A 25825-nucleotide genomic window follows, 5' to 3' on the forward strand; every position below is an offset into this window, starting at 1 on the left:
CTTCGTTGCCTGCACTGAAGCCGCCGCGTGCTGGCACAGCAGATAGTTGACGCATGTCACTTACTCTTGATGCCGGTCCGGCCGCACTTCAAGCCGCAGAATCAGCAACCGCAGCAGCGTCCAGGGCCGGTGTCCTGGTGGTGGACGAACACGACCGCGACCGCCTCCGGGACGTGGAAGCACTGCTCATTGCCATCTGGGGCATGTCACCGCACGGCGCACCTATCCCCTTCGACCTCCTGCGCAGCATTGCGCATGCCGGCTGCAATGTGTCCGCCGCTTACGACCACGCCGGGCAACTGTGCGGAGCGGCGGTGGGGATCGTCTCCCCCGGAGGGCGATCCACTTACTCGCTGATTGCCGGCGTGCTTCCCGGCAGCGGCGACAAGGGCGTTGGCTTCGCCCTCAAACAACACCAGCGGGCTTGGTCACTGGCCCGGGGCATCGACACCATGACCTGGACCTTTGACCCGCTGGTCAGCCGGAATGCCCGCTTCAACCTCACCAAGCTGGGAGCGTACGCATCAGAGTATGCCTGCAACTTCTATGGCCAGATGCAGGACGAGATCAACGCCAACGACGAAAGCGACCGCCTCGTGGCGGTATGGCCGCTGGCCTCCCAGCGGAGCATGGATGCCGGGCGCGGAATCCATGCGGAGATCGAACTTCCACCTGACCACTCGGCTGCCGTCCTCGAATACGGCCCCGACTCGCTGCCTGTCCTCCTGGAATCGGGCGGAACGCTGTGGTGCCGCGCGCCGCGGGACATCGTGGCACTCCGCGGCTCGAACCCCGACGCCGCAGCCCGGTGGCGTGTACTCGTGCGGGAGATCTTCGAACCCGCTTTCGCTTCGGGGCGTCAAGCATCCGGCGTCACGCGAGACGGCTGGTACAAACTGACCGCGCCCGACCAGGCCTAAACCCACCCCCAAGAGGAGAACCCATGCGCATCACATCCCGTGCAGTAACGGCCCGGACGGCCGTCCTTGCCGCCGGCCTCGCGCTGGCGACAGGCCTGGCAGCCTGCTCGGCAGAGACAACACCTGCCAGCAATGCGAACGCCTTTTCGGGAGGCGCCGTGGACGCCGCGGCAGCCGCCGCTCTTCCCGAACGCTTCAAGAGCGCGGGCGTCATCAACGTCGCCTCCGACATTCCCTATCCACCCATGGAGATGTTCGACGAAAACCAGCAGCTCACGGGCCTGGACTACGATCTCGCCCAGGCCCTCGGAGCCAAGCTCGGGGTGCGGCTGGAGCTCCGGACCCAGGCGTTCGACAGCATCATTCCCTCGCTGCAATCGGGCAAGAACGACATCATCATGTCGGGGATGAACGATACCCCGGAGCGCCAGGAAACCCTGGATTTCGTGGACTACTTCCACGCAGGATTCTCGATCCTGGTGCCCGAAGGGAACCCCGGAAACATCACCACCGTCCTGGACCTGTGCGACAAAGACGTCGCCGTGCAGAAGGCCACCGTCCAAGCCGAAATCCTCCGCACCTATGATCAGCAGTGCCTGGACAAAGGATCCCGGCCCATCAGGATCTCCGAACTCCCGCTGGAGACGGACGTCCAAACAGCCGTCCGGTCCGGAAAGGCCGCAGCCGACGTCGTTGATTCGGCGGTGGCAGCCTATGCCGCCACGACCGCCGGCGGCGGGAAGATCTTCGACCTCGTAAAAGACCCTGCCAACCCGGCCGGATACAACCCCGTCTACACCGGTATAGGTGTTCTCAAGAAGGACGCTGAGCTTTCGAAGGCGCTGCTGGCCGCCCTCCAGTCGGTCATCGCAGACGGCACCTACGATCGGATCCTGGCCAAATACAGCCTCTCCGACTACACGGTCAAGGAGACCGGGCTGAACCTGGGCGGTACCAAGCCATGAACACCGCCGTCACCACCCCTCGCCAGAAACCTGCCGGCCCCGGAACCGTGCCTGCCCATGGAAGCAGCCAGGACGACGTCGTAGCCGTTCCCCTCCGGCACCCCTGGCGCTGGGTGGGAGCTTCCCTCCTTGCCCTGGGCGCTGCCGCACTGGCGGCATCACTGTGGACCAACCCGAACATCGACCACGGCACCATTGGCACCTATGTGTTCCATCCTCGGATCCTCGGGGGCGTGGGCCTGACGATTGTCCTCACCGTTGTGTCCATGGTGGTGTCCACGGTTTTTGGCGTATTCCTCGCCGTGATGCGGCTGTCCACGAATCCCGTCATGAACGCCTTCGCCTGGTTCTACGTCTGGGTCTTCCGGGGCACTCCCCTGCTGATCCAAGTGGTCTTTTGGGGCTACCTGGGACTGCTGTATTCACAGATCTCGCTGGGCATTCCCTTCACGGACTTCACTGTCTTCTCCGTGGACACCAACACCCTGGTCCCGGCCTTCACTGCCGGACTGCTCGCCATGACCCTGAACCAGGCCGCCTATTCAGCGGAAATCATTCGCGGCGGGATGCTGTCCGTCGACACCGGCCAGCACGAAGCTGCATCTTCCCTGGGCATGTCCCCGGCCTTCACCCTGTTCCGTGTGGTCCTGCCCCAGGCCATGCGGGTCATCATCCCGCCAATGGGCAATGAGACGATCTCGATGCTCAAAAACACGTCTTTGCTCTCCGTTATCGCGGTGCTGGAGCTCTACACCGTGGCCACGCAGATCTCTTCCCAGAACCTGCGCCAGGTGGAACTCCTCATCGTTGTCAGTTGTTGGTACCTCTTCCTCACCTCGGCGCTGTCCGTTCCCCAGTACTACCTGGAACGCCACTACGGAAGGGGCAACGCCCGCCAGCAGGCTCCCACTCCCCTGGCCAGGATCAGGGCAGTGCTAGGTAAGCGGCCGCCCCTCGGTGGGGCGACACCCCCGAAAGCGTCGAAAGGACAACCGTCATGACCGAGGCACTGGCCTCCCCCAGGCATCCCGGCCATCGGCCGGCCGCACAGCCGCTCCTCGTGGCCAGCAACGTACGGAAGCACTATGGCGGCGTCGAGGTGCTGAAAGGCATCTCCCTGACGGTCAACACCGGCGAGGTCATGTGCCTCCTGGGTCCGTCCGGTTCAGGTAAATCCACCTTCCTCCGCTGCATCAACCACCTCGAACGGATCGACGGCGGCCGGATCTCCGTTGCGGGCGACCTGATTGGCTACGCGCAACGCCAGGACAAAATTTTCGAGATGAGACCCCGCGAGGTTGCCAAACAGCGCCGGGGCATCGGCATGGTCTTCCAGCGCTTCAACCTCTTTCCCCACATGACCGCACTGGAGAACATCTGGGCCGCCCCGGTCGGCGTCAAAAGGGTGCCCAAGGCGGAGGCCGTCAAGCGCGGGATGGAACTCCTGGACAGGGTGGGACTGGCCCACCTGTCCAAGGCCTATCCGTCCCAGCTTTCAGGCGGGCAGCAGCAGCGGGTCGCCATCGCCCGCGCACTTGCCATGGATCCCCAGCTGCTCCTGTTCGATGAGCCAACCAGCGCCCTTGACCCGGAACTGGTGGGCGATGTCCTGGACGTCATGCGGACCCTGGCAGCGGACGGCATGACCATGATCGTTGTCACGCACGAGATCGGCTTCGCACGCGGCGCGGGCGACAGCGTGGTGTTCATGGACGGCGGCGTGGTGGTGGAGTCCGGCGCCCCCGAAGACGTGCTGGACAACCCGCAAAACCCAAGGACCATTTCCTTCCTCAAGAGCGTGATGTAGTCCCGCTTCCCACCGCCAGGACGGCACGCTTCCGTCCTTCCTCTTTGAACAGTGAGCCTGAATTGAAGATATCCCGCGCCACCATCACCCTGATCGATGTCCCCTTGCTGGAACCGTTCGTGGTGTCCTACGACAGCTACTCGTCAATGCCCAGCGTCATCCTCACCCTCGAAACAGACGACGGCCTGATCGGCTACGGCGAGAGTGTCCCGGACGGGCACATCACCGGGGAAACGCCCACGGGAACCGTCGAAGCGCTTAAGACGGAGTTGATTCCCGCAGTCCTGGGGCTGGATCCCCGCGACATCACAGCCGTCCACCAGCAGCTCAACAGGGCGCTCAAGGGCTGCGGAGCCGCAAAGGCCGCCGTCGACATTGCCTGTTGGGACCTGGCCGGCAAAGCAGCCAACCGCCCCATTTACAGCCTGCTCGGCGGGCGGCGTCCGGAGCAGCCCACGATCGCGAGGGTCATGAGCATCCTTGCCCCGGAGACCCTGGCCGAACAGGCAGTCCAGGCCCGGGGCCAGGGCTACCGCCACCTCAAGATGAAACTCGGCGGCGGTGATGGCCTGGACATCGAACGCGTGCGGGCTGTCAGGGAAGCCATTGGCTCAGACCTCGCGATCCGGGTGGACGCCAACCAGGGGTGGGCCGATCCTGCAACGGCAAGAGAGATGATTGCTGCCTTGGAACCCTACGGAATCGACTGGGTGGAACAGCCGCTCCACGCGGATGATATCGACGGTTTCAAGCTGCTGCGCCAGGCCACCGGCGCCCGCCTCATGGCCGACGAATCAGTGGTGGACGCCGACGACCTGGGCCGGTTCGTCAGGGACCGTTCAGTGGACATGGTCAACCTCAAGCTCATGAAGAGCGGCGGAATCACGCCCTGCCACCGGCTGGCCACCCAAGCCGAACTCGGCGGCCTCAAAGTCCAAATCGGTTCCATGCTGGAAACCAGCATCGCCTCGGCCGCCGGCTTCCATCTGGCCCTGTCCCATCCAAACATTGTCTCCACCGAACTCTCGGGACCCGTCAAGTTCGCCCGGGAACCCGGAAACCTTCAGTACGTCCTGCCCGAAGTCCAGATCGGCGAGGGCCCGGGGCTGGGGGTGGACGTGGACCTCGATGTCCTGGCCGACCTAACGGTCAGCGAGTGCGGGGTCACTGCGTGATCAATGAGGCAGCGCGCCGCCGTCTGCACGACATCTGGAACCACCTGCACGATCACCCGGAACCGAGCATGGAGGAGTTTGCCACCTCCGCGTACCTTGCCGGCCTGCTCGCGGAAGCGGGCCTCGAACCACGGAAATTTTCCGACTTTCCCGGTTTCACCGTGGATGCCGGGGAGGGAGTTCCCAGGATAGGGCTCAGGGCGGATATGGATGCCTTGGTGCAGGAGGTGGACGGGAAACGGATTGCTGTGCATTCGTGCGGCCATGATGCCAACATGGCGATAGTCGCTTCCGTCATGCTCGAACTTGCGGAGCAGCCGGAGCCGCTCAACGGAGCCGTCCGTGCCATCTTCCAACCCGCGGAGGAGGCGGGCAACGGGGCGGAACTGGTGGCGTCACTTGGTGTCGCGGACGGGCTTGAGTATCTCTTTGGCGTGCACCTGCGCCCGCAGCAGGAACTCCCCGCTCCCTGCCTGGCGCCCGCCATCTCCCACGGGGCCTGCCTCTTCGCCAGCGGCACCATCACAGGTGAGGACCACCATGGGGCACGGCCCCACCTCGGAGCGAACGCCGTCGAACTTGCGCTTGAAATCTCGGCAGGGCTGCAGCGCATCAAGGTCGATCCGCAAATCCCGAGTTCCGCGAAAATGACAATGCTGCACGCCGGCGGAAGCAACCTCAACGTCATCCCCGGCAGCGGATGCTTCGGGGTGGACCTGCGCGCCCAAACCAACGAAGCCATGGACACGCTGCGGACGGGGCTGGTGGAGGTGTGCCGATCGGTGGCGGCGAACAGCGGGGCGGAGATCCGCCTCGACTTCCGGGATGAGGTGCCTGCTGCAGTGATAGGGCACAAGGCCGAGGCCGTCCTGGCTTCGTCGGTCACGGCGACATTGGGCAGGGAGTACCTGCGTCCCAGGATCGTCACGTCCGGCTCGGACGACTTCCACTTCTACACCCGGCAGAACCCTGCGCTTCAGGCGGCCATGCTGGCCGTCGGGGCAAACGTCCAACCCGGACTCCACCACCCGGACATGACGTTCGACGGCGGTGCGATGGAACGCGCCGTGGATGTCCTTCTGGCGTCCTGCCGGCAGTCGCTGGCCCGGAGCGAATAGAAGGCAGGTCGAGTCATGCAGACTGGTCATACCGATACCAGCCCTGCCCGGTTTTCCGGCCGTAATTACCTTGTTCGTAGAGCTCCGCCAAGGCGGGGTGGGGCAGGTCTGCCGGGTCCTGCGTTTCCTCGAAGGTCGCTTGCCGGATCAGGTAGCTCACGTCAAGGCCCACCAGGTCCATCAGCTCAAACGGCCCCATGGGGTGGCCCAGCGCAGTCCTGGCTGCAGTGTCGATGTCGCTGACACTGGCGATGCCGTCCGCGTAAAGCCGGAGTGCCTCGTCCCGGATGGCGCCCATGAGTCTGTTGGCCACAAATCCGGGGATCTCGCGGTTGATAAGGACGGGCGATTTGCCCAATGAGCGCGCCAGATTCATGGTGGTGTCCACCGTGTCCGGAGATGTCTTGGCGTGGCGGACCACCTCAACACATTTCATGACCAGGGCCGGGTTGAAGAAATGCATGTTGCAGACCTGTTCCGGCCGCCCTGTCTCCTCGGCCACTTTCGAGGAGCCCAGCGTGGAGGAATTCGTGGCCAGGATGGCGTGCGTGGGGGCTGCCCGTCCCAGCGCCGCGAAGATGCTGCGCTTCACTTCGAGTTTCTCGGTGGCGGCCTCGATCACGAAGTCGGCATCCGCGGCGCCGGCCTCCAGCGAGCTGGTGAAGGTGAGCCGCGCCAGGGCGGCCTCGGCATCCTGTCGACTCCGGCGCCCCTTGGCCACGCTGCTCTCCATCCGGTCGGTGAGCTGGCTCCGGGCGGCTGCCAGCATGTCTGCCCCGACATCCTGGATGGTGACCTGGTAGCCGGCCAGGGCGCACACCATGCCGATCTGTGAGCCCATGGCTCCGGCCCCGACCACCAAAATCCTGTTGACCTGCATGATTCTCTTCTCCTGGTGCGCAACGTGACTTCCGGCGCCTAGCTCAGCGGAAAGCGGGAATCCCGGTGATGTGGTTACCCAGGATCAGGGTGTGGACCTCGTCGGTGCCTTCGTAGGTCCGGACAGACTCCAGGTTGTTGGCGTGGCGCAGGGGCGAATAGTCCAGGGTGATGCCGTTGCCGCCCAGGATGGCGCGGGCGTCGCGGCAGATCTTGATGGCTTCCCGGACGTTGTTGAGTTTGCCTACGGAGATCTGGACGGGTGCAAGGGTGCCGGCATCCTTGAGCCGGCCCGTGTGGATCGCCAGCAGGGTGCCCTTCTGGATTTCCAGCAGCATGTCCACCAACTTCTGCTGCGTGATCTGGTACGCAGCCAGCGGTTTATCGAACTGCATCCGCTCCAGCGAGTAGGCCAGGGCCTGCTCGTAACTGTCCCGGGCCGCCCCCATGGCACCCCAGATGATGCCGTATCGGGCTTCATTCAGGCAGGAGAACGGGCCGCGGAGGCCCGCGGCCCCCGGCAGTCTGGCAGTGTCGTCCACTGTGACGTTCTCAAGGGTGATATCGCACTGGATCGATGCCCGCATGGAGAGCTTTGGCTCTATGGGTGTAGCGGTGAAGCCGGGAGTGTCGGTGGGGACCAGGAAACCCCGGACGCCGTCCTCCGTAGCGGCCCAAATGACGGCGATCTGCGCCACGGAGGCCAACCCGATCCACCGCTTCGCGCCGCTGATGATCCATTGGTTGCCGTCGCGGCGGGCGAAGGTCTGCATGCTGGAGGGATCCGAGCCTGCCGTGGGTTCGGTGAGGCCAAAGCAGCCGATGATCTCACCCTTCGCCATGCCGGGCAGGTAGCGGTTCTTCTGGTCCTCCGAACCCCATTTGTGGATGGCAGTCATCGCCAATGAGCCCTGGACCGAGACGAACGTCCGCAGCCCGGAGTCTCCGGCTTCCAGTTCCATCGCCGCCAAACCGTATTCGACGGCGGAACGGCCCGGGCAGCCGTAGCCCTTCAGGTGCATTCCCAACAGCCCCAGGGCACCCATCTCTTGGGAAATTTCCACCGGAAAGTGCGCAGCTTCATACCAGTCCTTGATGTTCGGCTTGATGCGCTCGTGCACGAACCGGCGGACGGTGTCCCGCAGCTTCAGTTCGTCACTGCTGAGCAGCCCCTGCAGGTCCAGCACGTCCGAGCGGACCTCGCCGGCAACGGCGGAAGCGGCCTGCAGTTCCGGTTCGGACAGGGTTTCTGGTGTGACGCTCATCTTTGATCCTCCGACTGTGACGGCCTAACGGCGTTGGTTTGCGTTCGCCCCGTTCACTGTGACAGCAATTTATGTTCCGATCCAATACCAAATAACAGCACTATTGATTCGCTCGGAGCATTAGACGCTCAGTCAAGTTCCGGTGTCGGCAGCGCAATTTCAGAAAGCCTCAGAACCTCTCGGAGGGCGGGGCTGGTGTTGTCCTTGCGCCAAATCATTCGCAGCAGGACAGGGTCCGCGGGGTCCTCCAGGGGCAGGAACAACACGCCCGGATAGTGGAGATTCTCCGCAACGGAAGAGACCGTCATCGCCACCCCGATTTCAGCGGCCACCAGTGAGACCAGCGTCAGTGAATCCGGGGCTACCTGCACAATTGACGGCAGGAACCCGGCATCGCTGGCAAGCCTGAGGAGATGGTCGCGCAGGACCGCGCCGGGATCCGCGGGCAGGGTAACGAATGGCTCGCCGTCCAGGTCAGCCATCCGCACGGAAGCCCGCCCGGCCAGTGGGTGGCCGGCGTGCACGGCGATGACGAGTTTTTCGTTGGCAATGACCCGGGAGTCAAGGGCTGCCGGGATGAAGTTCCACCGTCCCAGCCCGATTTCCATGGCACCGTTGGCGACTTTGTCCAGGGCCGGGATGGCGAAATTCGAGCTGTACAGCTCGAAGTCGATGCCCGGGTGTGTTTTGCGGACCAGTTTTGCCAGCTTTCCGACCATGACGTGCGACGACGCTCCGGCGAAAGCAACCCTCACGCGCCCGGTCTCGCCCTTGCCGGCGTTGGCCACCATGGTCCTGGCCCGCCGGCAGGCATCGAGAATATCCGTCGCCGGCTGGACCAGGGCCTCGCCCGCCGGGGTGAGCCGCACAGAGCGGGTGCTGCGCTCAAAGAGTGGGGCGCCGAGCTCCCGTTCCAGGTTCTGGACTGCACGGCTGACCGGGGGCTGGGCCATGTGCAGCTGCTGGGCGGCCCGCCCGAAATGCAGCTCTTGGGCAACGGCCAGGAACGCGCGGATCTGCTGGATCTCCATAGCGGGCAATTATGCGTCAGGCACATAGAAGCGTCAAACGTCGGTGCGGCTTCCGCATCAATGCTGTTTTTCCACCAAGGGGCTGCGCGGCGGCAAGAGCAGGGCTTTTGTTGCGCTTTGCGCATCAAAGGAGGCCGGAATACGTATTGGACGCGAAGTAATGGGTTTGCCACAGTGGGTGATGTGGAGCACAAACCGGAAGGCATGACATGAATCAAACTGACGCTGCATCAAGGCTGAACCAGGCTTTCGGCCGCTCCGGCAGCGGGCCGCTGAACGGCGTGGTTGTTGCGGACTTCACCCGCGTCCTCGCCGGACCGTATTGCACCATGCTGTTGGCGGACATGGGAGCGACGGTGATTAAGGTCGAGAGCCCGCAGGGAGACGACACCCGCGGCTGGAAGCCGCCCGTCCGTGACGATGAAGCCACGTTCTATCTGTCCGTCAACCGCAACAAGCATTCGATTGTGCTCGACTTCAGGGACGAGTCAGACCTCGAAGTTGCCCGCGAACTCGCCGCAAGGGCAGATGTCCTCGTGGAGAACTTCAAGCCTGGCGGGCTGGAGCAGTTCAAGCTGGACTACGACAGCGTTTCCGCACTGAACCCGGATGTCATCTACGCGTCCATTACCGGTTTCGGCACCGCCGGGGGCGCGGGCTTGCCGGGCTACGATCTGTTGGTCCAGGCGGTGTCCGGGATGATGAGCCTCACCGGCGGCCAGGACACCGAACCATACCGTGCCGGACTGGCCATATTCGACGTGATCACCGGCCTGCACGCCAGCATCGGCATTCTTGGGGCACTCCACCACAAGGACAACACCGGCCAGGGGCAGCTTGTTGAGCTGAACCTGCTCTCGTCCGCCCTGTCCGGAATGGTCAACCAGTCGGCGGCCTATGTCACCGGCGGGCTGGTACCCACCCGCATGGGCAACGAGCACCCCAGCCTGTACCCCTATGAACCGATGCCTACAGGCGACGGGATGCTGATCGTCGTGGCAGGAAACAACGGCCAGTTCACCAAACTCTGTGATGCTCTGGGCATCCCCGAAGTTGCCGCAGACCCGCGCTTCGGCAACCCGCAGGAGCGCAACGCCAACCGTGAGGAGCTGCGGCCCATCCTCCAGGGGCGTCTGGCCGAGCGTTCCGCGGCTGAGTGGTTTGAGCACCTTTCCGGACTAGGCCTGCCCTGCGCGCCCATCCAGGACGTCAAGGGCGGCATTGAACTCGCCCGGAAACTGGGACTGGAACCGGTCGTTATGGCCGGAAACGGCGAACGCCGGATTCCCTCCGTGCGCCACCCGGTTGCCTTCTCGCAAACCCCGGTCAGTTATGAACTGGCCCCGCCGGAACTCAATGCCAGCTCCGATCTGGTCCGCACCTGGCTGGCCGCCAAGGAGGTGCGGCTCGTTGGCTGAGGAATTCCGCGCACAGGTGTACGTCCGCTGGTCCGACCAGGACGTCAACGGCCATGTAAACAATGCGCGCGTGGCAACCCTGCTGGAAGAGGCCCGGATTCAGTGGCGGCGCCACGCGGCCTCCGCAGCCGCTGCCGCCGAAACAACCACCCTGGTGGCGTCCCTGACGCTGCATTACCGCCGGCCCATCGAGTTCGGCCAGGACGTTGACGTGGACATCTGGGTGGCACGCATCGGGGACAGGTCCTACACCATGGCCTACGCCGGATACCAGGACGGGAACCTGGTCCTGGACGCCTCAACAGTCATGGTTTCCCTCGACGACGCGACCGGGAGGGCCCGGGCGCTCGACGCCAGGGAAAGAGACTACCTGGAGCGCTATCTGCGCGCTGAAGTGCCGGTCTGAGCGGCACCCAAACAACAACCGGACAAACACTGCGGGCAACCCCGGCTGTCCAGAGACAAAGGAAAAACTGTGGTTACAGAAGAGATCAACAGCGACTACTTCATGGTCGATGACTTCCTCTCCGAAGACGAACGGATCATCCGGAAGAAGGTCCGTAATTTTGTCGAAACCGACCTTCTGCCGGTCATCAACGACTATTGGGACCGGGCGGAATTTCCGTTCGCCCTCGTCCCCAAGATCGCGGCGCTCGGCATCGTCGGCACAACCATCGAAGGCTACGGCTGCCCCGGCATGAGCCGCCTGGCGGCCGGAATGGTGGCCATGGAGATGGCACGGGGCGACGGTTCCATCAACACCTTCATCGGGGTCCAGTCCGGCCTGGCGATGGGCACCATCAATACGCTCGGCAGCGAGGAGCAGAAGCAGCGGTGGCTTCCCGGGATGGCCAGGCTGGAAAAGATCGGGGCCTTCGGACTCACCGAGCCGGACCATGGCTCGGACTCCGTGGGGCTGGAAACGAGCGCGCGCCGGGACGGTGACCACTACATCCTGAACGGCCGCAAACGCTGGATCGGCAACGCGAGCTTCGCCGACGTCGTCGTTCTCTGGGCCCGGGATGAAGCGGACGGCAAGGTCAAGGCGTTCATTCTGGAAAAGAACGGCGACGGCAGCTACCCGGAGGGCTACCGGGCCGAGGTGATCACCGGCAAGATCGGCAAAAGGGCGATTCTGCAGCCCGACATCACCATTGAAAATCTGCGGATTCCGGCGGAGAACAAGCTCGCCGAGGCGAATTCCTTCCGCGATGTCACCCGTGTGCTCACCGCGACCCGCGGCGGTGCCTCCTGGGAATCAGTGGGCCACGGGATCGCCGCGTACGAGGCCGCAGTGAAATACGCGAAGGAACGCGTGCAGTTCGGCAAGCCCATTGCCAGTTATCAGCTGGTGCAGAACAAGCTCGCCAACATGCTGGCCGAGTTGACCGCCATGCAGCTGATTTGCTTTCGCCTGGCCGCACTCGCCGACCAAGGGAAAATGACCGGCCCCATGGCGTCATTGGCCAAGATGCACACGGCCCAGAAGGCGCGCTGGATCTGCCAGGAAGCCCGCGACATCCTGGGCGGCAACGGGCTGCTGCTGGAAAACCATGTGGCGCGCCATATGACTGATATGGAAGTCGTCCACACGTACGAGGGAACGGACTCCATCCAGTCGCTGCTGATCGGCCGCGATATCACCGGCATCTCCGCATTCTCAGGATGACGTCCTTCTTGCCAGGAACAAGCCAAACCAAACGAAGAACAAGCCAAGAGGGAGAGCCAATGAACAGGCTGAAGAACAAGACCGCCATCGTCACAGGCGGGGCACAGGGGATCGGCGCTGCCACCGCGCTCCGGCTGGCCGCGGAGGGCGCGACGGTTGCCATCCTGGACCTGAACGCCGAGCGGGCGGCGGCCACGGCCGCCGGGATCAGCTCAGACGCCGCCGTCGGGGCGGCCGGAGGTTCGGCAGTCAGTGCCGCCTGTGATGTCACGAGCGAGGAACAGGTTGCCGAGGTCTTCGGGCAGATCTTCGCCGACCACGGACGCATCGACATCCTGGTCAACAACGCCGGCATCACCCGGGACAACATGCTCTTCAAAATGGACCGTCCGGACTGGGATTCTGTCCTGGCCACCAACCTGACCAGCGCCTACCTTTGCGCCAAGGCAGCGCAGAAGTTCATGGTGCAGGCCCGGTACGGAAAGATTGTCAGCCTGAGCAGCCGCTCCGCGCTGGGCAACCGCGGGCAGGCTAACTATGCTGCCGCCAAGGCAGGGATCCAGGGACTCACCGCCACACTGGCACTGGAACTGGGTCCGTTCAACATCAACGTCAACGCGGTGGCGCCGGGCTACATCGCCACCGCCATGACCGCTGCGACAGCTGGACGGGTCGGCAGCACGCCGGAGGAGCACCAGAAATCCGTGGCCGAGCGCACCCCGTTGGGCCGGGTCGGGGAACCGGAGGAAGTGGCCGCCGCCATTGCCTTCTTCGCCAGCGATGACTCCTCATATGTCTCCGGGCAGACGCTATACATCAACGGAGGGGCGCGTTGATGCCCGAAGCATTCCTGGTGGGCGGGGTGCGCACCCCGGTGGGGCGCTACGGCGGCTCACTGTCCGGGGTCCGTCCGGATGACCTGGCGGCACTCGTTCTCGGCGAAGCTGTTCGGCGGGCAGGAATCGAGGCTGCCGACGTCGATGAGGTGATCCTGGGCAACACCAACCAGGCGGGAGAGGACAACCGCAATGTGGCGCGGATGGCATCCCTGCTCGCAGGCTTCCCGGACAGTGTCCCGGGGATGACCGTGAACCGGCTTTGCGCCTCCGGGCTCAGCGCCATCATCATCGCATCGCAGATGATCAAGTCAGGTGCGGCGGATATCGTAGTGGCCGGCGGAGTGGAATCCATGTCCCGGGCCCCCTGGGTGCTGGCAAAGCCTGAGAAGGCATTCGGACGCCCGGGAGAAATCGCCGATACCTCCATTGGTTCGCGCTTCCTGAATCCGAAGTTCCACGAACGCCCCAAATCCACCTTTTCGATGCCGGAGACGGCAGAGGAGCTGGCGCGCGTGGACGGTATTTCCCGCGAGGACGCGGATGCCTTCGCGCTCCGTTCACATCAACGGGCCCTTGCGGCTGTGGATGAAGGCCGTTTCCTGGCGGAGATCGTTCCGGTGGAGACTAAGCGGGGAGCTGTCAAGGAGGACGAGGGTCCCCGACGTGAAACGACCCTCGAAGCGCTGGCGGGCCTGCGCTCGGTGGTGCACCCCGGCGGCGTGGTGACCGCGGGAAACTCCAGTTCACTCAATGACGGCGCCTCCGCCGTCGTTGTTGCCAGTAAAAATGCCGTCGAGCGGCTGAACCTTCGCGCGCGGGCACGAATCGTCGACGGCGCCTCCGCGGGCGTGCCGCCGGAGATCATGGGCATCGGCCCGGTGCCGGCCACACTCAAGGTGCTTGGGCGGGCCGGCTGGTCACTCGATGACGTGGGGGCGATCGAGCTCAACGAGGCCTTCGCGGTGCAGGCACTGGCCTGCATGCGCAGGCTGGGAATGAACGAGGAGATCGTGAACCGGGACGGCGGCGCAATCGCGCTCGGCCACCCCCTTGGATCCTCCGGTGCCCGGATCGCCGTTACGCTGCTGGGCAGGATGGAGCGTGAAGGTGCGGCCAGGGGCCTGGCCACCATGTGCGTGGGGCTCGGGCAAGGTACCGCGATGCTCCTCGAACGAGCCTGACCCCTTGTTTCCTTGCTGAAAACCGCTGAATAACGACGGCGAGGGGTGACTTCACAGCGCCGCTCCCCGCCGCGAATGCCCGACTGATTATTGATGCCTTAAGCACATCAATCGGTGCTCAATTTGGTATTGGATTCGAATTGAACACTCTGCGAGAGTGATCTAGCTAACACAAAGGCGATCAACACAATGTGCAAGACCAACCACCAACCCGAACGACAATGAGGTCCGTTTTGAAGAAGCGAAGCGCAATGCATTTGAAAGTCTCTGCAGGGCTTGTGGGGATCTCGCTGGCACTGGTGGGCTGCGGCGCCGGTGGAGCGCCCCGTGCCAATGACGGATCCGACTACCCGAAGAAGCCGGTGCGGTTCCTGGTCCCTTTCGCCGCGGGTGGCCCCTCCTCCATGACAGCACTCGCCTACGCATCCTGCCTCGAACGCAGCCTGGGAAAGCCCGTCGTGGTTGAAAACAAGCCCGGCGGCAGCGGCGGCATAGCCATGCAGGAGTTGGCCGGCGCCAAGCCGGACGGCCACACGCTCGGGCTCGGCACCAACGGCCCGCTGGTCATGAACCCCATCGTGAACAAATTAGGCTACAGCCTGGCTGACTTCACCTCGGTCGGAGTCATGGCCGAGATGCCCACCGTGCTCGTGGTCGGCGCCGACTCGCCGTTTGCCGATGCGAAGGAATTTTTCGCGGCGGCCAAGGCAAGTCCCGGGAAGCTCAGCGTCGCGGTTCCCGGGGCTACCACCTCCGCAGCGATCGAGCTGACGCGGTTGAAGTCCGACTACGGCATCGAGGTCACGGCGGTTCCGACCGCCGGCAACGCGGAAATGACCACGAATCTGCTCGGCGGCCATGTCGACGCACTGTTCATAACCGACCATTCCGACGTTGCAGCACGGATCGCGGACGGATCCTTCAAGCCGCTTGCCATCAGCAGCCCGGAACGCGCCGCCTGGTACTCCGAGGTTCCGACGCTGGCCGAAGTCGGCTTCAAGGATCTGGTCAACGCAGTTTCGGTGTTCGGCGTCGTCGGCCCGAAAGGCATGCCGGAGAACGTCGTCTCCAAGCTCGAAGGCGAACTCAAGACTTGCGCCGCTGATCCGGGCGTGGCCGAACAGGTCGGCGAACGGTTTGTGCCTGACGAATTCGCCGGTTCCAAAGAGCTGCACACCGCATTCACTGCCATGCAGGACCTCTACCAACCCCTCCTGGGGAAGTAAATCAGCAAAGGCATGGATATGACGAAACCCGCTCTTGGCCCCGCAGAGGTGGACGATGCCCGTCCGGCGGCCGGACACCCCGACAGGCCCCGGCATCGGCTCCGCCGCCTGGTCCCCCTTCTCCTGGTCGCCGCCGGAGTATCGGCCGTGATCGGGTCCTGGCAGCTCTCGCTGGGAGAGCTGAACAGCCCCGGTCCCGGGCTCTGGCCCTTTATCGTCTCCGTCGCGGTGACCATCGCAGCGGTGGCCCTCGTGCTGTTCCCGGACGCGGCGGTTCCCGAGTCCTGGACCCGGCGGACGGCCGCTATTGCGGGCGGAGTGGGCAGCCTGTGCGTGTTCGTGGTGCTTTTTGAAGCCATAGGCTTCCTGGTTCCGGCGTTTCTGATGCTTCTGCTCTGGCTCCGGGTTTTCGGCCGCGAGCCGTGGCGCTGGACCGTCCCTTTGGCCCTCGGAGGTGCCGTTGTGCTGCACGTTGTTTTCGCAGGCCTGCTTGGGGTGCCGTTTCCCGACGACATCGTAGTCACCAGCCTCTCCCCGATGATCGGATTCTGATATGGACGCCCTGAACAACCTGGGCCAGGGCTTCTCTGTAGCCTTTGACCCGATGAACCTGCTGTTCGTATTCGTCGGTGTGGTCATCGGAACTGCCATCGGCGTCCTGCCGGGGCTGGGCCCGACCGCCACCATCGCGCTCCTGCTGCCGATCACCTACACGATGGATCCGGTCGGCGCGGTGATCATGCTGGCCGGTATCTACTACGGCTCGATGTATGGCGGCACGATCACCTCGGTACTCCTGCGTCTTCCCGGCGAGGCCGCATCAGTGGTCACCACCTTTGATGGTTATCAGATGACCAAGCAGGGCAGGGCCGGAACGGCTCTCGGCATTTCCGCGGTCGGTTCCTTCATCGGTGGCACGGTAGCCATCATCGGCCTTACCTTCCTGGCTCCGTTGCTTGCCAAGGTGGCCGTGGCGGTGGGCCCGGCGGGCTACGTCGCCATCATGATCCTGGGCCTGTTCCTGGTGACCTCCCTCGGCACCGGTTCAACGGTCAAGAGCCTGTTCATGGCAGGAGTCGGCCTTCTGCTCTCCACCGTGGGCCAGGACCCGGTCACCGGAACCGCACGCTTCACGTTCGGCCAGACGTCGCTGCTGGGCGGGTTGGATTTCGTCGCTATCGCCATGGGGCTTTTCGGTGTGGGAGAACTGCTCCATAGCCTCGAGCGGAGCGAAAAGGGCCAGGCCGTCACCGCCAAAATCAAGAACATCTGGCCCTCGCGCAAGGATTTCCGTGACTCCTCCGGTGCGATAGCCCGGGGCTCGGTGCTGGGCTTCTTCATCGGCGTCCTGCCCGGCGGCGGCGGCGTCATCTCATCGCTGGCATCCTACGCCATGGAGAAACGCCGCGCGAAGGATCCCAGCCGGTTCGGAAAGGGTGCCATCGAAGGCGTCGCCGGTCCCGAGACAGCGAATAACGCCTCATCAACGTCGGCCTTCATTCCGCTGCTCGTCCTGGGCATCCCGTCCAACGTTGTCCTGGCCATGATCTACGGAGCGCTCCTGCTGCACGGGATCACACCGGGGCCGCAGCTGATCAACGAGCATCCCAACGTTTTCTGGGGCGTCGTCGCGTCAATGTACATCGGCAACCTGATGCTCATCATCCTCAATATCCCGCTGGTTGGAGTCTTCATCCAGATGCTCCGGGTACGGACGGGGATCCTTTCGACCTTCGCCCTGCTGGTGGTCATGGTCGGCGTGTTCTCCATCAACAACAACCCGTTCGACATGTGGGTGGTGCTCGCGTTCGGGGTTCTCGGCTGGATCATGATCAAGGCCCACTTTGACCCAGGCCCCCTGGTGCTGGCTTTCATCCTGGGCCCGATCCTGGAGAAATCCTTCCGCCAGACGATGCTGATCTCCGAAGGAAGCTTCGGTATTTTCGCCTCGGACCCGGTGTCCGCGACCATCTTCATCCTGATCGGGCTGTTCATCGTCTACGGCTTCATCAGCCGCAGACGGCGGCAGCGCAGGACGCGCCGCGCAGCCGCTGCAGGCCCGGAAGAGGGCAATACGCTCGTCCACGCCTCGGCCAGGCGCGAGGGGACTCCGGATCCCGGCACCGAAGAATGATTCCGCGCCGCCACGTCCATCCGTGAGCGCCATCGGTTGCGAGTCAACCGAAAGACAATTCGACAGAAAGACAAGGGAGCACCTTGAAGAACGTCTTACGCCTTCAAACGACCGCCGGGCTTGCCTTGGCATCGCTGGCATCCCTGACCGTAGCAGCGTGCGGTGTGGCCGGTTCCGCCGGCCCCGGGAATGCCGGATCCGACTATCCCGCGAAGCCGGTCACCATCCTTATGCCCTATGCCGCCGGCGGCCCCTCGGATCTTACCGCCCGTTCGGTTGCCGCCTGTTTGGGGAACAGCCTCGGCGAGGCCTTCGTCGTCGAAAACAAACCCGGCGGCAGCGGAGCCGTCGCAATGCAGGAGCTGGTGGGTTCCAAACCCGACGGCCAGACGCTGGCGCTCGGTACCACCGGCACGCTGGTCATGGCCCCTATGATCAACTCGCTGAGCTACAGTCTTGCGGACGTTGAACCCATAGGTGTCATGGCCGACAATCCGACCCTGATCGTTGTGGGAACAAACTCCCCCTACAAGGACGCAGCAGAGCTCTTCGAAGCGGCCAGGGCGGATCCTGGAGCAATCTCGATGGGTGTTCCTGGTGCTACGAGTCCCGCGGCCATTGAACTGCAGCGGCTGAAGAACGACTACGGGGTTGAGATCACCGCCGTGCCGGCCTCGGGTAACGCGGAGATGACCACCAATCTGCTGGGCGGGCATGTGGATGCACTTTTCATCAACGATCATCCTGATGTCCAGGCACGGATTACCGAGGGGTCTTTCCTTCCCGTTGCCGCCACCACGCCTGAACGGCTCGGCTGGCTCCCCGACGTACCGACGCTGGCCGAATCGGGGTTCCCGGACCTGGTGAATGCCACGTCAATCTACGGCCTGTTCGGTCCCCAGGGCATGCCGGACGCTGTTGTGTCCACCCTCGAACGCGAACTCGAAACCTGCCTTAGTGACCCCAAGGTCGTTGAGCAGATCGGAAAGAACTTTGTGCCGAAGGAATTCATTGGTGCCGAGGAGCTGGGCGCCAACTTTGCCCGGATCAAGGCACTCTACGAACCGATCCTCGGCCGGTGAGCCGGGTAACAATCGTCGTCCTAGTCAACGGGAGATTTTCATGGTGAGGGAACTGAATGGCCTGGCGGAGCTTGTGCCGCTGATTGGCTCAGAACTTGGTGTGAGCGGCTGGCACAGTGTCCAACAGGACCGGATTCAGGACTTTGCCGATGCCACCGGCGACCAGCAGTGGATCCACGTCGATCCGGAGAGGGCGGCCGGCGGCCCGTTTGGGCGTCCGGTTGCCCACGGCTACCTGACCCTGTCGATGATCCCGTTCTTGGCACAAGAGGTGTACCGGGTCAATGGATTGAAGATGATCGTGAACTACGGGCTGAACAAGGTCCGGTTTCCGAGCCCGGTCCCGGTGGGTTCCCGGGTCCGGAGCCGCCTCACCCTCGTCTCCGTCACCCCGGCTGCCCAAGGCAGCCAGGTGGTGATCCGCCATGAGATTCAACTCGAGGGCGGGGCCCGGCCGGCCTGCGTGGCTGAAACAGTCTCCTTGATGGTCGGCTGAGGGGCCTCGGCAGGCCGGTGGACAAGAGAACATCCCTCAGCGAGGCTGTGGCGGAGCACATCCGGGACGGCCAGCTTGTTGCCCTTGAAGGATTCGGGCACCTGGTTCCGGTGGCGGCTGCCCACGAAATAATCCGGCAGGGACTCCGTGACCTGACGCTGGCCCGGATGACCGGCGACGTGCTGATTGACCAACTGCTGGCGGCCGGTTGCCTGAAGGGAGTCATCGGCTCCTTTGTCGGAAACAGTTCGGCAGGCTCGCTCCACGAGCTGCGCCGGCGGGTGGAGAACTCGGACCCCGTTCCGTTGGATCTTGAGGAATACAGCCACGGGGGCATGGTTTGCCGGTACCTTGCGGGTGCCTCGAAGCTTCCGTTTTATCCCATCAACTCCTACCGGGGCAGCGATCTGGTGGCACTGAACGGAAAGATCCGGTCCGTCAAGGACCCGTACGGCGGGGAGGAAATCCACGTGGTCCCGGCGCTGAATCCCGACGTGACGATCATTCACGCGCAGCGGGCCGACCGGGCCGGCAACATCCAGGCGTGGGGCATTCTTGGCGTGCAGGCCGAAGCTGCCTTCGCCGGGAGGAAGGTCATCGTTACGGTCGAGGAAATAGTGGACGACGCCGTCATCCGCTCCGACCCGAACCGCACCATCGTTCCATCCCACGTAGTCGACGCAGTGGTCCACTGCCCGCGCGGAGCGCATCCTCATTCGGTCCAGGGCTACTATGACCGCGACGACGGGTTCAGCCGCCGCTGGTCCGAGCTCGCCCGCGATCCGCGGCGGCTTCGCGACTGGCTGCAGGAAAACATCCACGGCACCCGGGACCATGCGGAGTATATTGCCCGTCTCGGCCCGGACTACTGGGACCGCCTGCAGGTCGAGGCGGCATTCTCCGTTCCGGTCAACTACGGAGGCCGCAAATGAGCATCACGGAACGATCGGAAAAATCATCGACACGCGTATCCTGCCGCCAAACGGAACCTGCACAGCCGGAAGTGACCAGCAGCGAGCTTCTCACCACCCTGTCCGCCCGTGCGCTGGAAGGAAAGCATGTGGTGTTCGCCGGACACGGACTTCCCACCCTGGCAGTGTCCTTGGCGCAGCGGACGGTTTCTCCCGGCGTCGAAATAATCTATGAGTCAGGCGTGACCGGGGCGCAGCCGGCAGACCTGCCGCGCAGTATTTCGGATTCGGTCCTCGTCACCGGCGCGGCGGGGGTCCTCCCCATGGCGCAGCTGTTCAACTTCGTGCTGCAGGGACAGCGCGTGGACGTCGGATTCCTCGGTGCCGCCCAGGTGGACAGATACGGCAGCCTGAACTCCAGCCTGATCGGTAAGGACTGGCGGGCGCCGGCCAATAAGCTCCCAGGCTCCGGGGGCGCCATCGAGGCGATGGCCGGGGCCGGCGAAATCTTCGTCGTGATGCGCCGGCACAATCCCCGGTCCCTCGTGGCAGACCTCGATTTCTGCACCACGCCCGGACCGCGCCGGGCGGCGGCGGCCCGCGGCGGCATGATGCCCGCGGGCCTGGGCGTGACCACCGTCATTACGGATCTGGGCATCATGACACGCCGGGGCATCGACGAAGAGCTTGTCCTTACCGCTGTACATCCCGGCGTCGAGGTGGACGACGTCAGGGCAGCCACAGGGTGGGACCTGGAGGTCTCGAAGAACCTGGTCACCACGGTGCCGCCGACCGGCCGGGAACTGGCACTGCTGCGGGACGTGTTGGATCCGGAGCGGGTATACCTGCGATGAGTCCGGGTCCGGTATCCCTTCGGGATTGACAGGAATCACCGGCTTGGCCACTCCCCCACGCTGGCAGTGTGACGCTCTGCCATCAGATTGCCGGTGCCGTGTTCCTGATGCCCTGATCGATTCGGCCGACCTTTTTAGTTAATGAGGGGCGTTGCCGGGGCAGGAAGCTCGCCAGTACCGCAGCAGTAAGGGCTGCTGCCGCGGCAATCCAGAAGACGTGTTCGAAGGCTCGGAAGGATGGGTGCTCTGTTCCGTCAAGCGTCAGTGTGGTTGAGGCCAGCAGCACGGCCACGGCGGCGCTGCCGATGGTGGTTCCGATGACGCGCAGCACGGTGTTCAGCCCATTGGCAGCGGCAGTGACGGTTACGGGGACAGATCCCATGATGAGGATGGGCATCGCTGCATAGGCGATGGCGTTGCCGATGCCTATGACAACAGCTCCCAGCATCACCATCCAGACTTCTTCGGTCAGGAAGAGGCGGCCAACGTAGCCGGCGGCAGAAACGAGGGAGCCCATAATGAGGGCGGTTTTGGCGCCGTAACGGCGGCTGCTGAGGGCGGATACGGGAGTGAAGAGCACCATTGCCAAGCCGATGGGAACCATGCAAAGGCCGGCAGCCATCACGCTCAGGCCGAAGCCGTATCCAGCCGCGCCAGGCATCTGCAACTGCTGGGTGGTGGAGAGCAGGTTGGAGTACATGGAGTAGCCCACGAGGACCGCCACCAGGTTCGTGATCAGCACGGGTCTCCGGGCCGATGTCCGCAGGTCCAGCATTGGTTGACTGATCTTCAGTTCGAGCGGGACCCACAGGGCCAGGGCAGCGACCGCGGTTAGTGCCGTTATCAGCGTTGGTGCACTGGTCCAGCCCCAGGTACCGCCCTTGGACAAGGCAAGAAGTGCGGCGGTCAGGGCCGTCGAGAGCAGGATGGCCCCTCCGTAGTCGAACGTGCCCGGCGTGCGGACCCGGGATGCCGGCATGACCAGCGGCACTAGCGCGACCAGGACGATTCCGACCGCAGCGGCGCTCCAAAAAATTGACTGCCAGCCGAGGAACTCATACAGCACACCGGCCAGCGGAAGACCCAGCGCGCTCCCGAAACCCAAGGTGGCGCTGATCATCGCGACGGCAGGACCCAGCTTCATGGCGGGGATCTCCTCGCGCAGGACGCTGATGCCCACGGGCACGAGGGCTGCGGCGGATCCTTGGAGCGCGCGGCCGGCGATCATGGCCGGAAAACCCAGATTCAGCGCCACCAGCGCTGAGCCGATGGTCATCATGACCAGGCAGACGAGCATGATCCGGCGTTTGCCGAACATGTCTGCCAGACGGCTCAGCACCGGGGTGGCCACTGCACTTGCAAGCAGTGTGGCGGTGAGGACCCAGGAGGCGTCCTCAACGGAGATCCCGAGCAAGCGCGGCAGGTCGGGCAGCAGGGGAACCACCGTAGCCTGCTGAAGCGTGACGGTCGTTCCGCACAGGCACAGCACCGGTACAAGGAGCCTGCCGGCAGCCCTGGGCTTCGATGCTCTGCCTTTCCCGCGTAGAGACATTCCCTTGGCGATCAGCGGGCGGTGGGGCTGTGTTGCTTGTCGGCATGCTGGGCTGCCGGCGCCCCCGCACCCGGTCCTGAAGAGGCGGCGGGGAGTACTGCTGGGTCACCGCCGTCGGACGTGGCCTGCGGAGCTTGCTCCTCCGCCACCGGCACGTGAGGGGAGGCCTTGGCTCCGGCAAAGCGGCGCCGGAAGCCGCTGACGGCCTTGATGGCAATGACGGCGAGAATAAGGCTGAAAATGATTGCGGCGGCCGGGTCGGTGACAAAGATGTCGAGGCTGCCGCCGGAAATCAGCATGGACTGTCGGAAGGATTTTTCCAGGATAGGTCCGAGGACGAAGGCCAGGACCAGCGGGCCGGCGTCGAAACCTGTCTTGGACATGATCCACCCGAGGACGCCGAAGGCCAGCACAACCCACATGTCGAAGGAACTGTTGTTGATCGAGTAAACGCCGATCAACACGATCAGCAGCGAAAAAGCGACGAGGATGCCTTGGCGCACGCGCAGCATCTGGATGAAGATGCCCACGAGCGGAATGTTGAGGATGAGCAGCATCAGGTTGCCGATGTACATCGAAGCGATAACGCCCCAGAAGAGGCCGGAGTGATCGGTCATCAGCCGCGGACCCGGGGTGATGCCGTGCATCAGCAGGGCGCCGAAGATCATTGCCAACACCACGTTGGAGGGAATGCCAAGCACCAGCAGCGGAATAAACGCCGTGGTCGAGGACGCGTTGTTCGCCGTTTCCGGTCCTGCGACACCTTCGATGGCACCCTTTCCGAACCGGCTGGGATCCTTCGCCCGGCGCTTCTCCAGCGCGTAGGAGGCCAGGGAGGAGATGACTCCGCCGCCGCCGGGAAGGATGCCGATGAAGAATCCGAGGACCGATCCTCGGCCGATGGCACCGGCAGAGTCCTTCATGTCCTTCCGCGAAGGCCAGATGTTTTTGATCTTGGCCTTGATGGCCTGGGCTTTTTCTGTCTGTTCGAGGGATCGCAGCAGTTCAGCGACGCCGAACAGGCCCATTGCCACGGCCACGAAGTCCAGGCCGCCCAGCAGCGGCGCCTGGCCGAATGTGAAACGCGCCGACCCGTTGACGGGATCCTGTCCGACCGTGGACAGGAGCAGGCCGACGGCGGCCGTGCATACGCTTTTGATGGTGGATCCGGTGCCCAGGGACGTGACCAGGAACAGGCCCATGACCATGAGGGCAACAAAGCCGGCCGGACCCATCGACAGGGCGATCTTGCCCAGCGCGGGCGCCATGAACGTCAGGCCGATGACGGCCACGGTGCCGCCGATGAAAGAACCTATGGCGGAGATGCCCAGGGCCGCGCCGGCACGGCCCTGCTTGGTCATCTGGTAGCCGTCGAAGGTGGTCACCACCGAGGCTGCCTCGCCCGGCAGGCGCAGCAGCACGGAAGTGATGGTGCCCCCGTACATCGATCCGTAATAGATGCCGGCCAGCATGATGATCGAAGCGGTCGGATCCATGGTGTAGGTGATGGGCAGCAGCAGCGCAATTGTCGCCGTGGGGCCCAGGCCGGGCAGGACGCCGATGGCGGTTCCCACCACCACGCCGATCAGGACGAACAGCAGGTTCACCGGGTCTAAGGCCACCGAGAAGCCTTCACCGAGGTTGCTCAGGATATCCATGTGAGGGTCCGTTCTAGACGAAGGCGTCAAGCGCCAGGTCGGCGGGGAAGGGTACGCCGAGGAGCCGGTCGAAGATGACATAAAGCACTGCCGGGCCAGCCGCGGCGAAGACAGCCGTCCAGCGCCACGACTCCCGGCCGAACACCCGAAGCCACAACAGGAGCATCAGCACGGCCGGGATGAAGAAGCCCACCAGTTCGAAGAGCACTATGAACGCGGCAAGGCTCGCGATGCCGGCCATTACCGACACGCTCCGGCGGCCCCAAGCCTCCAGCGGCTCATGTCCCGGCCACACGATCAGTGCCGCGGCGCTGAAGACGATGGCCAGCGAGATGGCGAACGGCCAGAGGCCAGGGGCAGGATTGTGCAGGGTGCCCAGCTTCAACTGCCATGACCCGGCCGCAGCCCCAAGGCCCAGTGCGAGCAGGACGAGCGGAGCGATTCTGCGCTGCCAGCGCAGGACGCCGGTGCGGGGCCTTTCCGGTTCCCGGATTTCGGCGGCCGCTTCCACGGGAGTAGAAACCATGGGTTCACCCTTCTTCGTGCCGGCCGTCATTGGCCGGCGGTTGAGTCGTTGTTAGTTACTTCGCCAGGAGGGGCTCGTAGCGGGTGCGCATGTCGGCAAAAACCTGCTGGGTCGCTTCCCCATTTGAGAAGCTGTTCGGCACGAACCGGTCGCCGATCTGGCCGATGACTTCGGTGTCCTTGCTGCAGGTTTCGACGCCGCTTTCGAGTTTCTCCGAAACCTGCTGCGGCAGGCCCTTGGGGGCGAAGAGCCCGTAGACCGAGGTGGTCTTGACGTCGAAGCCGGCCTCCTTGGCCGTGGGAGCGTCGGGGAAGGCCTCCGAGCGTGCTTCACCGGCAGCAGCGAGCGGGACGAGGGCGCCGTCTTTCACCTGGGCCTCAACGTCGAGGTAGTCGTTGACGAATCCGGCGTCGATGTGGCCGCCCAGCAGGTTGGTGATCAGTTCGGCGCTGCCGGAGGTGGGAACCAGCGCGAACTCGATGCCGCTCTCCTTCTGCAGGCGCTTGAGTTCAGTGGCCAGCGAGCTGGTGGCTCCGGGAACACCGATGGAGATCTTCCCGGGGTTGGCCTTGGCGGCGTCGAACAACTCCTGCAGGCTCTTGTACGGGGAGTCCTTTGGCACGGCGAAAAGGGTGGGGATGGCTGCCATGGTGCCCAGGGCCTGGAAATCGTCCTGGGAGTAGGCCAGGTCGTTGCTCATCGGGTTCAGGACCATAGGCCCGTTGGTGCTGAGCCCTACGGTGTAGCCGTCGGGTTTGGCGCCGGCCAGCTTTTGCATGGCCACTGCACCTGCTCCGCTGTCAAGGTTCTCCACCACGAAGGTGCCGCCCAGCATCTTTCCGAGGCAGGCCCCGTAGGCACGCGCCGTTGTATCCGAAGGCCCTCCGGCGGCATAGGGCATGACGAACGTAATGGACTTGGTCGGGTAGCTTTCGGATGATGCCTTGGAGGCACCGGAGCAGGCCGTGACGGAAAGCGAAAGGCCGGCGACAGTGACGGCAGCGAAGAACACGCGAGTCTTGTTCAAGGTAACCTCTGGTGGTTTCGGTCTGAAGTTGAGAGTGCACTCCGCAAGGAGTGCCCTCTCAGTAATACAGGATTGTGACCGGCGGCACAACC

25 protein-coding genes are annotated in these 25825 nt (G+C 64.0%); 18 read left to right on the forward strand and 7 right to left on the reverse strand.

Features of this window, described 5'->3' with window-relative positions; genetic code table 11:
* Positions 1-53 precede the first annotated feature (53 nt).
* The 6 genes from SMD14_RS17740 (at position 54) to SMD14_RS17765 (ending at position 5985) form a co-directional block, all read left to right on the forward strand.
* Positions 54-920 carry a chorismate synthase gene (locus tag SMD14_RS17740; protein WP_157240831.1) on the forward strand — a complete coding sequence of 289 codons (867 nt, stop codon included), beginning with the start codon at positions 54-56 and terminating at the stop codon, positions 918-920.
* Positions 921-943: 23 nt separating this feature from the next.
* Positions 944-1885 (forward strand): ABC transporter substrate-binding protein, encoded by a 942-nt coding sequence (locus tag SMD14_RS17745; protein ID WP_157240829.1) that lies wholly within the window; start codon positions 944-946, stop codon positions 1883-1885.
* The gene (locus SMD14_RS17750) at positions 1882-2886 is read left to right on the forward strand and encodes an amino acid ABC transporter permease (RefSeq protein WP_321214515.1); all 1005 of its coding nucleotides are present in this window, start codon (positions 1882-1884) and stop codon (positions 2884-2886) included. Before SMD14_RS17745 ends, SMD14_RS17750 begins: the two co-directional genes overlap by 4 nt.
* Positions 2883-3692, forward strand: a complete 810-nt coding sequence (locus tag SMD14_RS17755) for an amino acid ABC transporter ATP-binding protein (RefSeq protein WP_321214516.1) — start codon at positions 2883-2885, stop codon at positions 3690-3692. Before SMD14_RS17750 ends, SMD14_RS17755 begins: the two co-directional genes overlap by 4 nt.
* Positions 3693-3754: 62 nt before the next feature.
* Positions 3755-4867, forward strand: coding sequence for a dipeptide epimerase (locus tag SMD14_RS17760; protein ID WP_321214517.1), 1113 nt, complete (start codon positions 3755-3757; stop codon positions 4865-4867).
* Entirely contained in the window at positions 4864-5985 is a 1122-nt protein-coding gene (locus tag SMD14_RS17765; protein ID WP_321214518.1) for an amidohydrolase, read from the forward strand. Before SMD14_RS17760 ends, SMD14_RS17765 begins: the two co-directional genes overlap by 4 nt.
* A 13-nt stretch (positions 5986-5998) precedes the next feature.
* On the opposite strand, the gene SMD14_RS17770 is transcribed toward SMD14_RS17765, so the two are convergent.
* The 3 genes from SMD14_RS17770 to SMD14_RS17780 form a co-directional block, all read right to left on the reverse strand.
* Positions 5999-6865 (reverse strand): 3-hydroxyacyl-CoA dehydrogenase family protein, encoded by an 867-nt coding sequence (locus tag SMD14_RS17770; protein ID WP_321214519.1) that lies wholly within the window; start codon positions 6863-6865, stop codon positions 5999-6001.
* 43 nt (positions 6866-6908) lie between these two features.
* On the reverse strand, positions 6909-8129 hold the full coding sequence (locus tag SMD14_RS17775) for an acyl-CoA dehydrogenase family protein (RefSeq protein WP_321214520.1): 1221 nt from the start codon (positions 8127-8129) through the stop codon (positions 6909-6911).
* Between the two features lie 128 nt (positions 8130-8257).
* Positions 8258-9160 carry a LysR family transcriptional regulator gene (locus tag SMD14_RS17780; RefSeq protein ID WP_157240816.1) on the reverse strand — a complete coding sequence of 301 codons (903 nt, stop codon included), beginning with the start codon at positions 9158-9160 and terminating at the stop codon, positions 8258-8260.
* A 209-nt stretch (positions 9161-9369) separates the two neighbouring features.
* On the opposite strand from SMD14_RS17780, the gene SMD14_RS17785 reads away from it, so the two are divergent.
* From SMD14_RS17785 to SMD14_RS17840, 12 genes are all read left to right on the forward strand, one after another.
* On the forward strand, positions 9370-10578 hold the full coding sequence (locus SMD14_RS17785) for a CoA transferase (RefSeq protein WP_321214521.1): 1209 nt from the start codon (positions 9370-9372) through the stop codon (positions 10576-10578).
* Positions 10571-10984 carry a thioesterase family protein gene (locus SMD14_RS17790; RefSeq protein ID WP_321214522.1) on the forward strand — a complete coding sequence of 138 codons (414 nt, stop codon included), beginning with the start codon at positions 10571-10573 and terminating at the stop codon, positions 10982-10984. Before SMD14_RS17785 ends, SMD14_RS17790 begins: the two co-directional genes overlap by 8 nt.
* Positions 10985-11086: 102 nt before the next feature.
* Positions 11087-12247, forward strand: coding sequence for an acyl-CoA dehydrogenase family protein (locus tag SMD14_RS17795; protein WP_409339731.1), 1161 nt, complete (start codon positions 11087-11089; stop codon positions 12245-12247).
* Between the two features lie 59 nt (positions 12248-12306).
* A complete protein-coding gene (fabG, locus tag SMD14_RS17800; RefSeq protein WP_157240810.1) occupies positions 12307-13083 on the forward strand; it encodes a 3-oxoacyl-ACP reductase FabG in 777 nt (258 codons plus the stop codon).
* Positions 13083-14267 (forward strand): thiolase family protein, encoded by a 1185-nt coding sequence (locus SMD14_RS17805; protein WP_321214524.1) that lies wholly within the window; start codon positions 13083-13085, stop codon positions 14265-14267. Before fabG ends, SMD14_RS17805 begins: the two co-directional genes overlap by 1 nt.
* A gap of 251 nt (positions 14268-14518) precedes the next feature.
* Positions 14519-15493 carry a tripartite tricarboxylate transporter substrate binding protein gene (locus SMD14_RS17810; RefSeq protein ID WP_321214525.1) on the forward strand — a complete coding sequence of 325 codons (975 nt, stop codon included), beginning with the start codon at positions 14519-14521 and terminating at the stop codon, positions 15491-15493.
* 18 nt (positions 15494-15511) lie between these two features.
* Positions 15512-16045: a tripartite tricarboxylate transporter TctB family protein gene (locus tag SMD14_RS17815; RefSeq protein ID WP_321214526.1), complete on the forward strand. Its 534-nt coding sequence runs from the start codon at positions 15512-15514 to the stop codon at positions 16043-16045.
* Position 16046: 1 nt separating this feature from the next.
* On the forward strand, positions 16047-17627 hold the full coding sequence (locus SMD14_RS17820; protein ID WP_321214527.1) for a tripartite tricarboxylate transporter permease: 1581 nt from the start codon (positions 16047-16049) through the stop codon (positions 17625-17627).
* Between the two features lie 83 nt (positions 17628-17710).
* Positions 17711-18709, forward strand: a complete 999-nt coding sequence (locus tag SMD14_RS17825) for a tripartite tricarboxylate transporter substrate binding protein (protein WP_197432462.1) — start codon at positions 17711-17713, stop codon at positions 18707-18709.
* Between the two features lie 40 nt (positions 18710-18749).
* Positions 18750-19205: a MaoC family dehydratase gene (locus tag SMD14_RS17830; RefSeq protein WP_157240801.1), complete on the forward strand. Its 456-nt coding sequence runs from the start codon at positions 18750-18752 to the stop codon at positions 19203-19205.
* A 17-nt stretch (positions 19206-19222) separates the two neighbouring features.
* A complete protein-coding gene (locus tag SMD14_RS17835) occupies positions 19223-20137 on the forward strand; it encodes a CoA-transferase (protein WP_321214528.1) in 915 nt (304 codons plus the stop codon).
* 71 nt (positions 20138-20208) lie between these two features.
* On the forward strand, positions 20209-20970 hold the full coding sequence (locus SMD14_RS17840; protein WP_321214529.1) for a CoA-transferase: 762 nt from the start codon (positions 20209-20211) through the stop codon (positions 20968-20970).
* A gap of 82 nt (positions 20971-21052) precedes the next feature.
* Here SMD14_RS17840 and SMD14_RS17845 read toward each other — a convergent pair whose 3' ends face one another.
* The 4 genes from SMD14_RS17845 to SMD14_RS17860 all read right to left on the reverse strand — a co-directional run bounded on the left by SMD14_RS17845 (position 21053) and on the right by SMD14_RS17860 (position 25733).
* Positions 21053-22414, reverse strand: a complete 1362-nt coding sequence (locus SMD14_RS17845; RefSeq protein WP_321214530.1) for an MFS transporter — start codon at positions 22412-22414, stop codon at positions 21053-21055.
* Between the two features lie 119 nt (positions 22415-22533).
* Positions 22534-24180 carry a tripartite tricarboxylate transporter permease gene (locus tag SMD14_RS17850; RefSeq protein WP_321214531.1) on the reverse strand — a complete coding sequence of 549 codons (1647 nt, stop codon included), beginning with the start codon at positions 24178-24180 and terminating at the stop codon, positions 22534-22536.
* Between the two features lie 13 nt (positions 24181-24193).
* Positions 24194-24706 (reverse strand): tripartite tricarboxylate transporter TctB family protein, encoded by a 513-nt coding sequence (locus SMD14_RS17855; protein WP_321214532.1) that lies wholly within the window; start codon positions 24704-24706, stop codon positions 24194-24196.
* A 55-nt stretch (positions 24707-24761) separates the two neighbouring features.
* Positions 24762-25733: a tripartite tricarboxylate transporter substrate binding protein gene (locus tag SMD14_RS17860; protein ID WP_321214533.1), complete on the reverse strand. Its 972-nt coding sequence runs from the start codon at positions 25731-25733 to the stop codon at positions 24762-24764.
* Positions 25734-25825: the final 92 nt, after the last annotated feature.

The organism is Pseudarthrobacter oxydans, assembly GCF_034258515.1.
GTDB lineage: Bacteria > Actinomycetota > Actinomycetes > Actinomycetales > Micrococcaceae > Arthrobacter.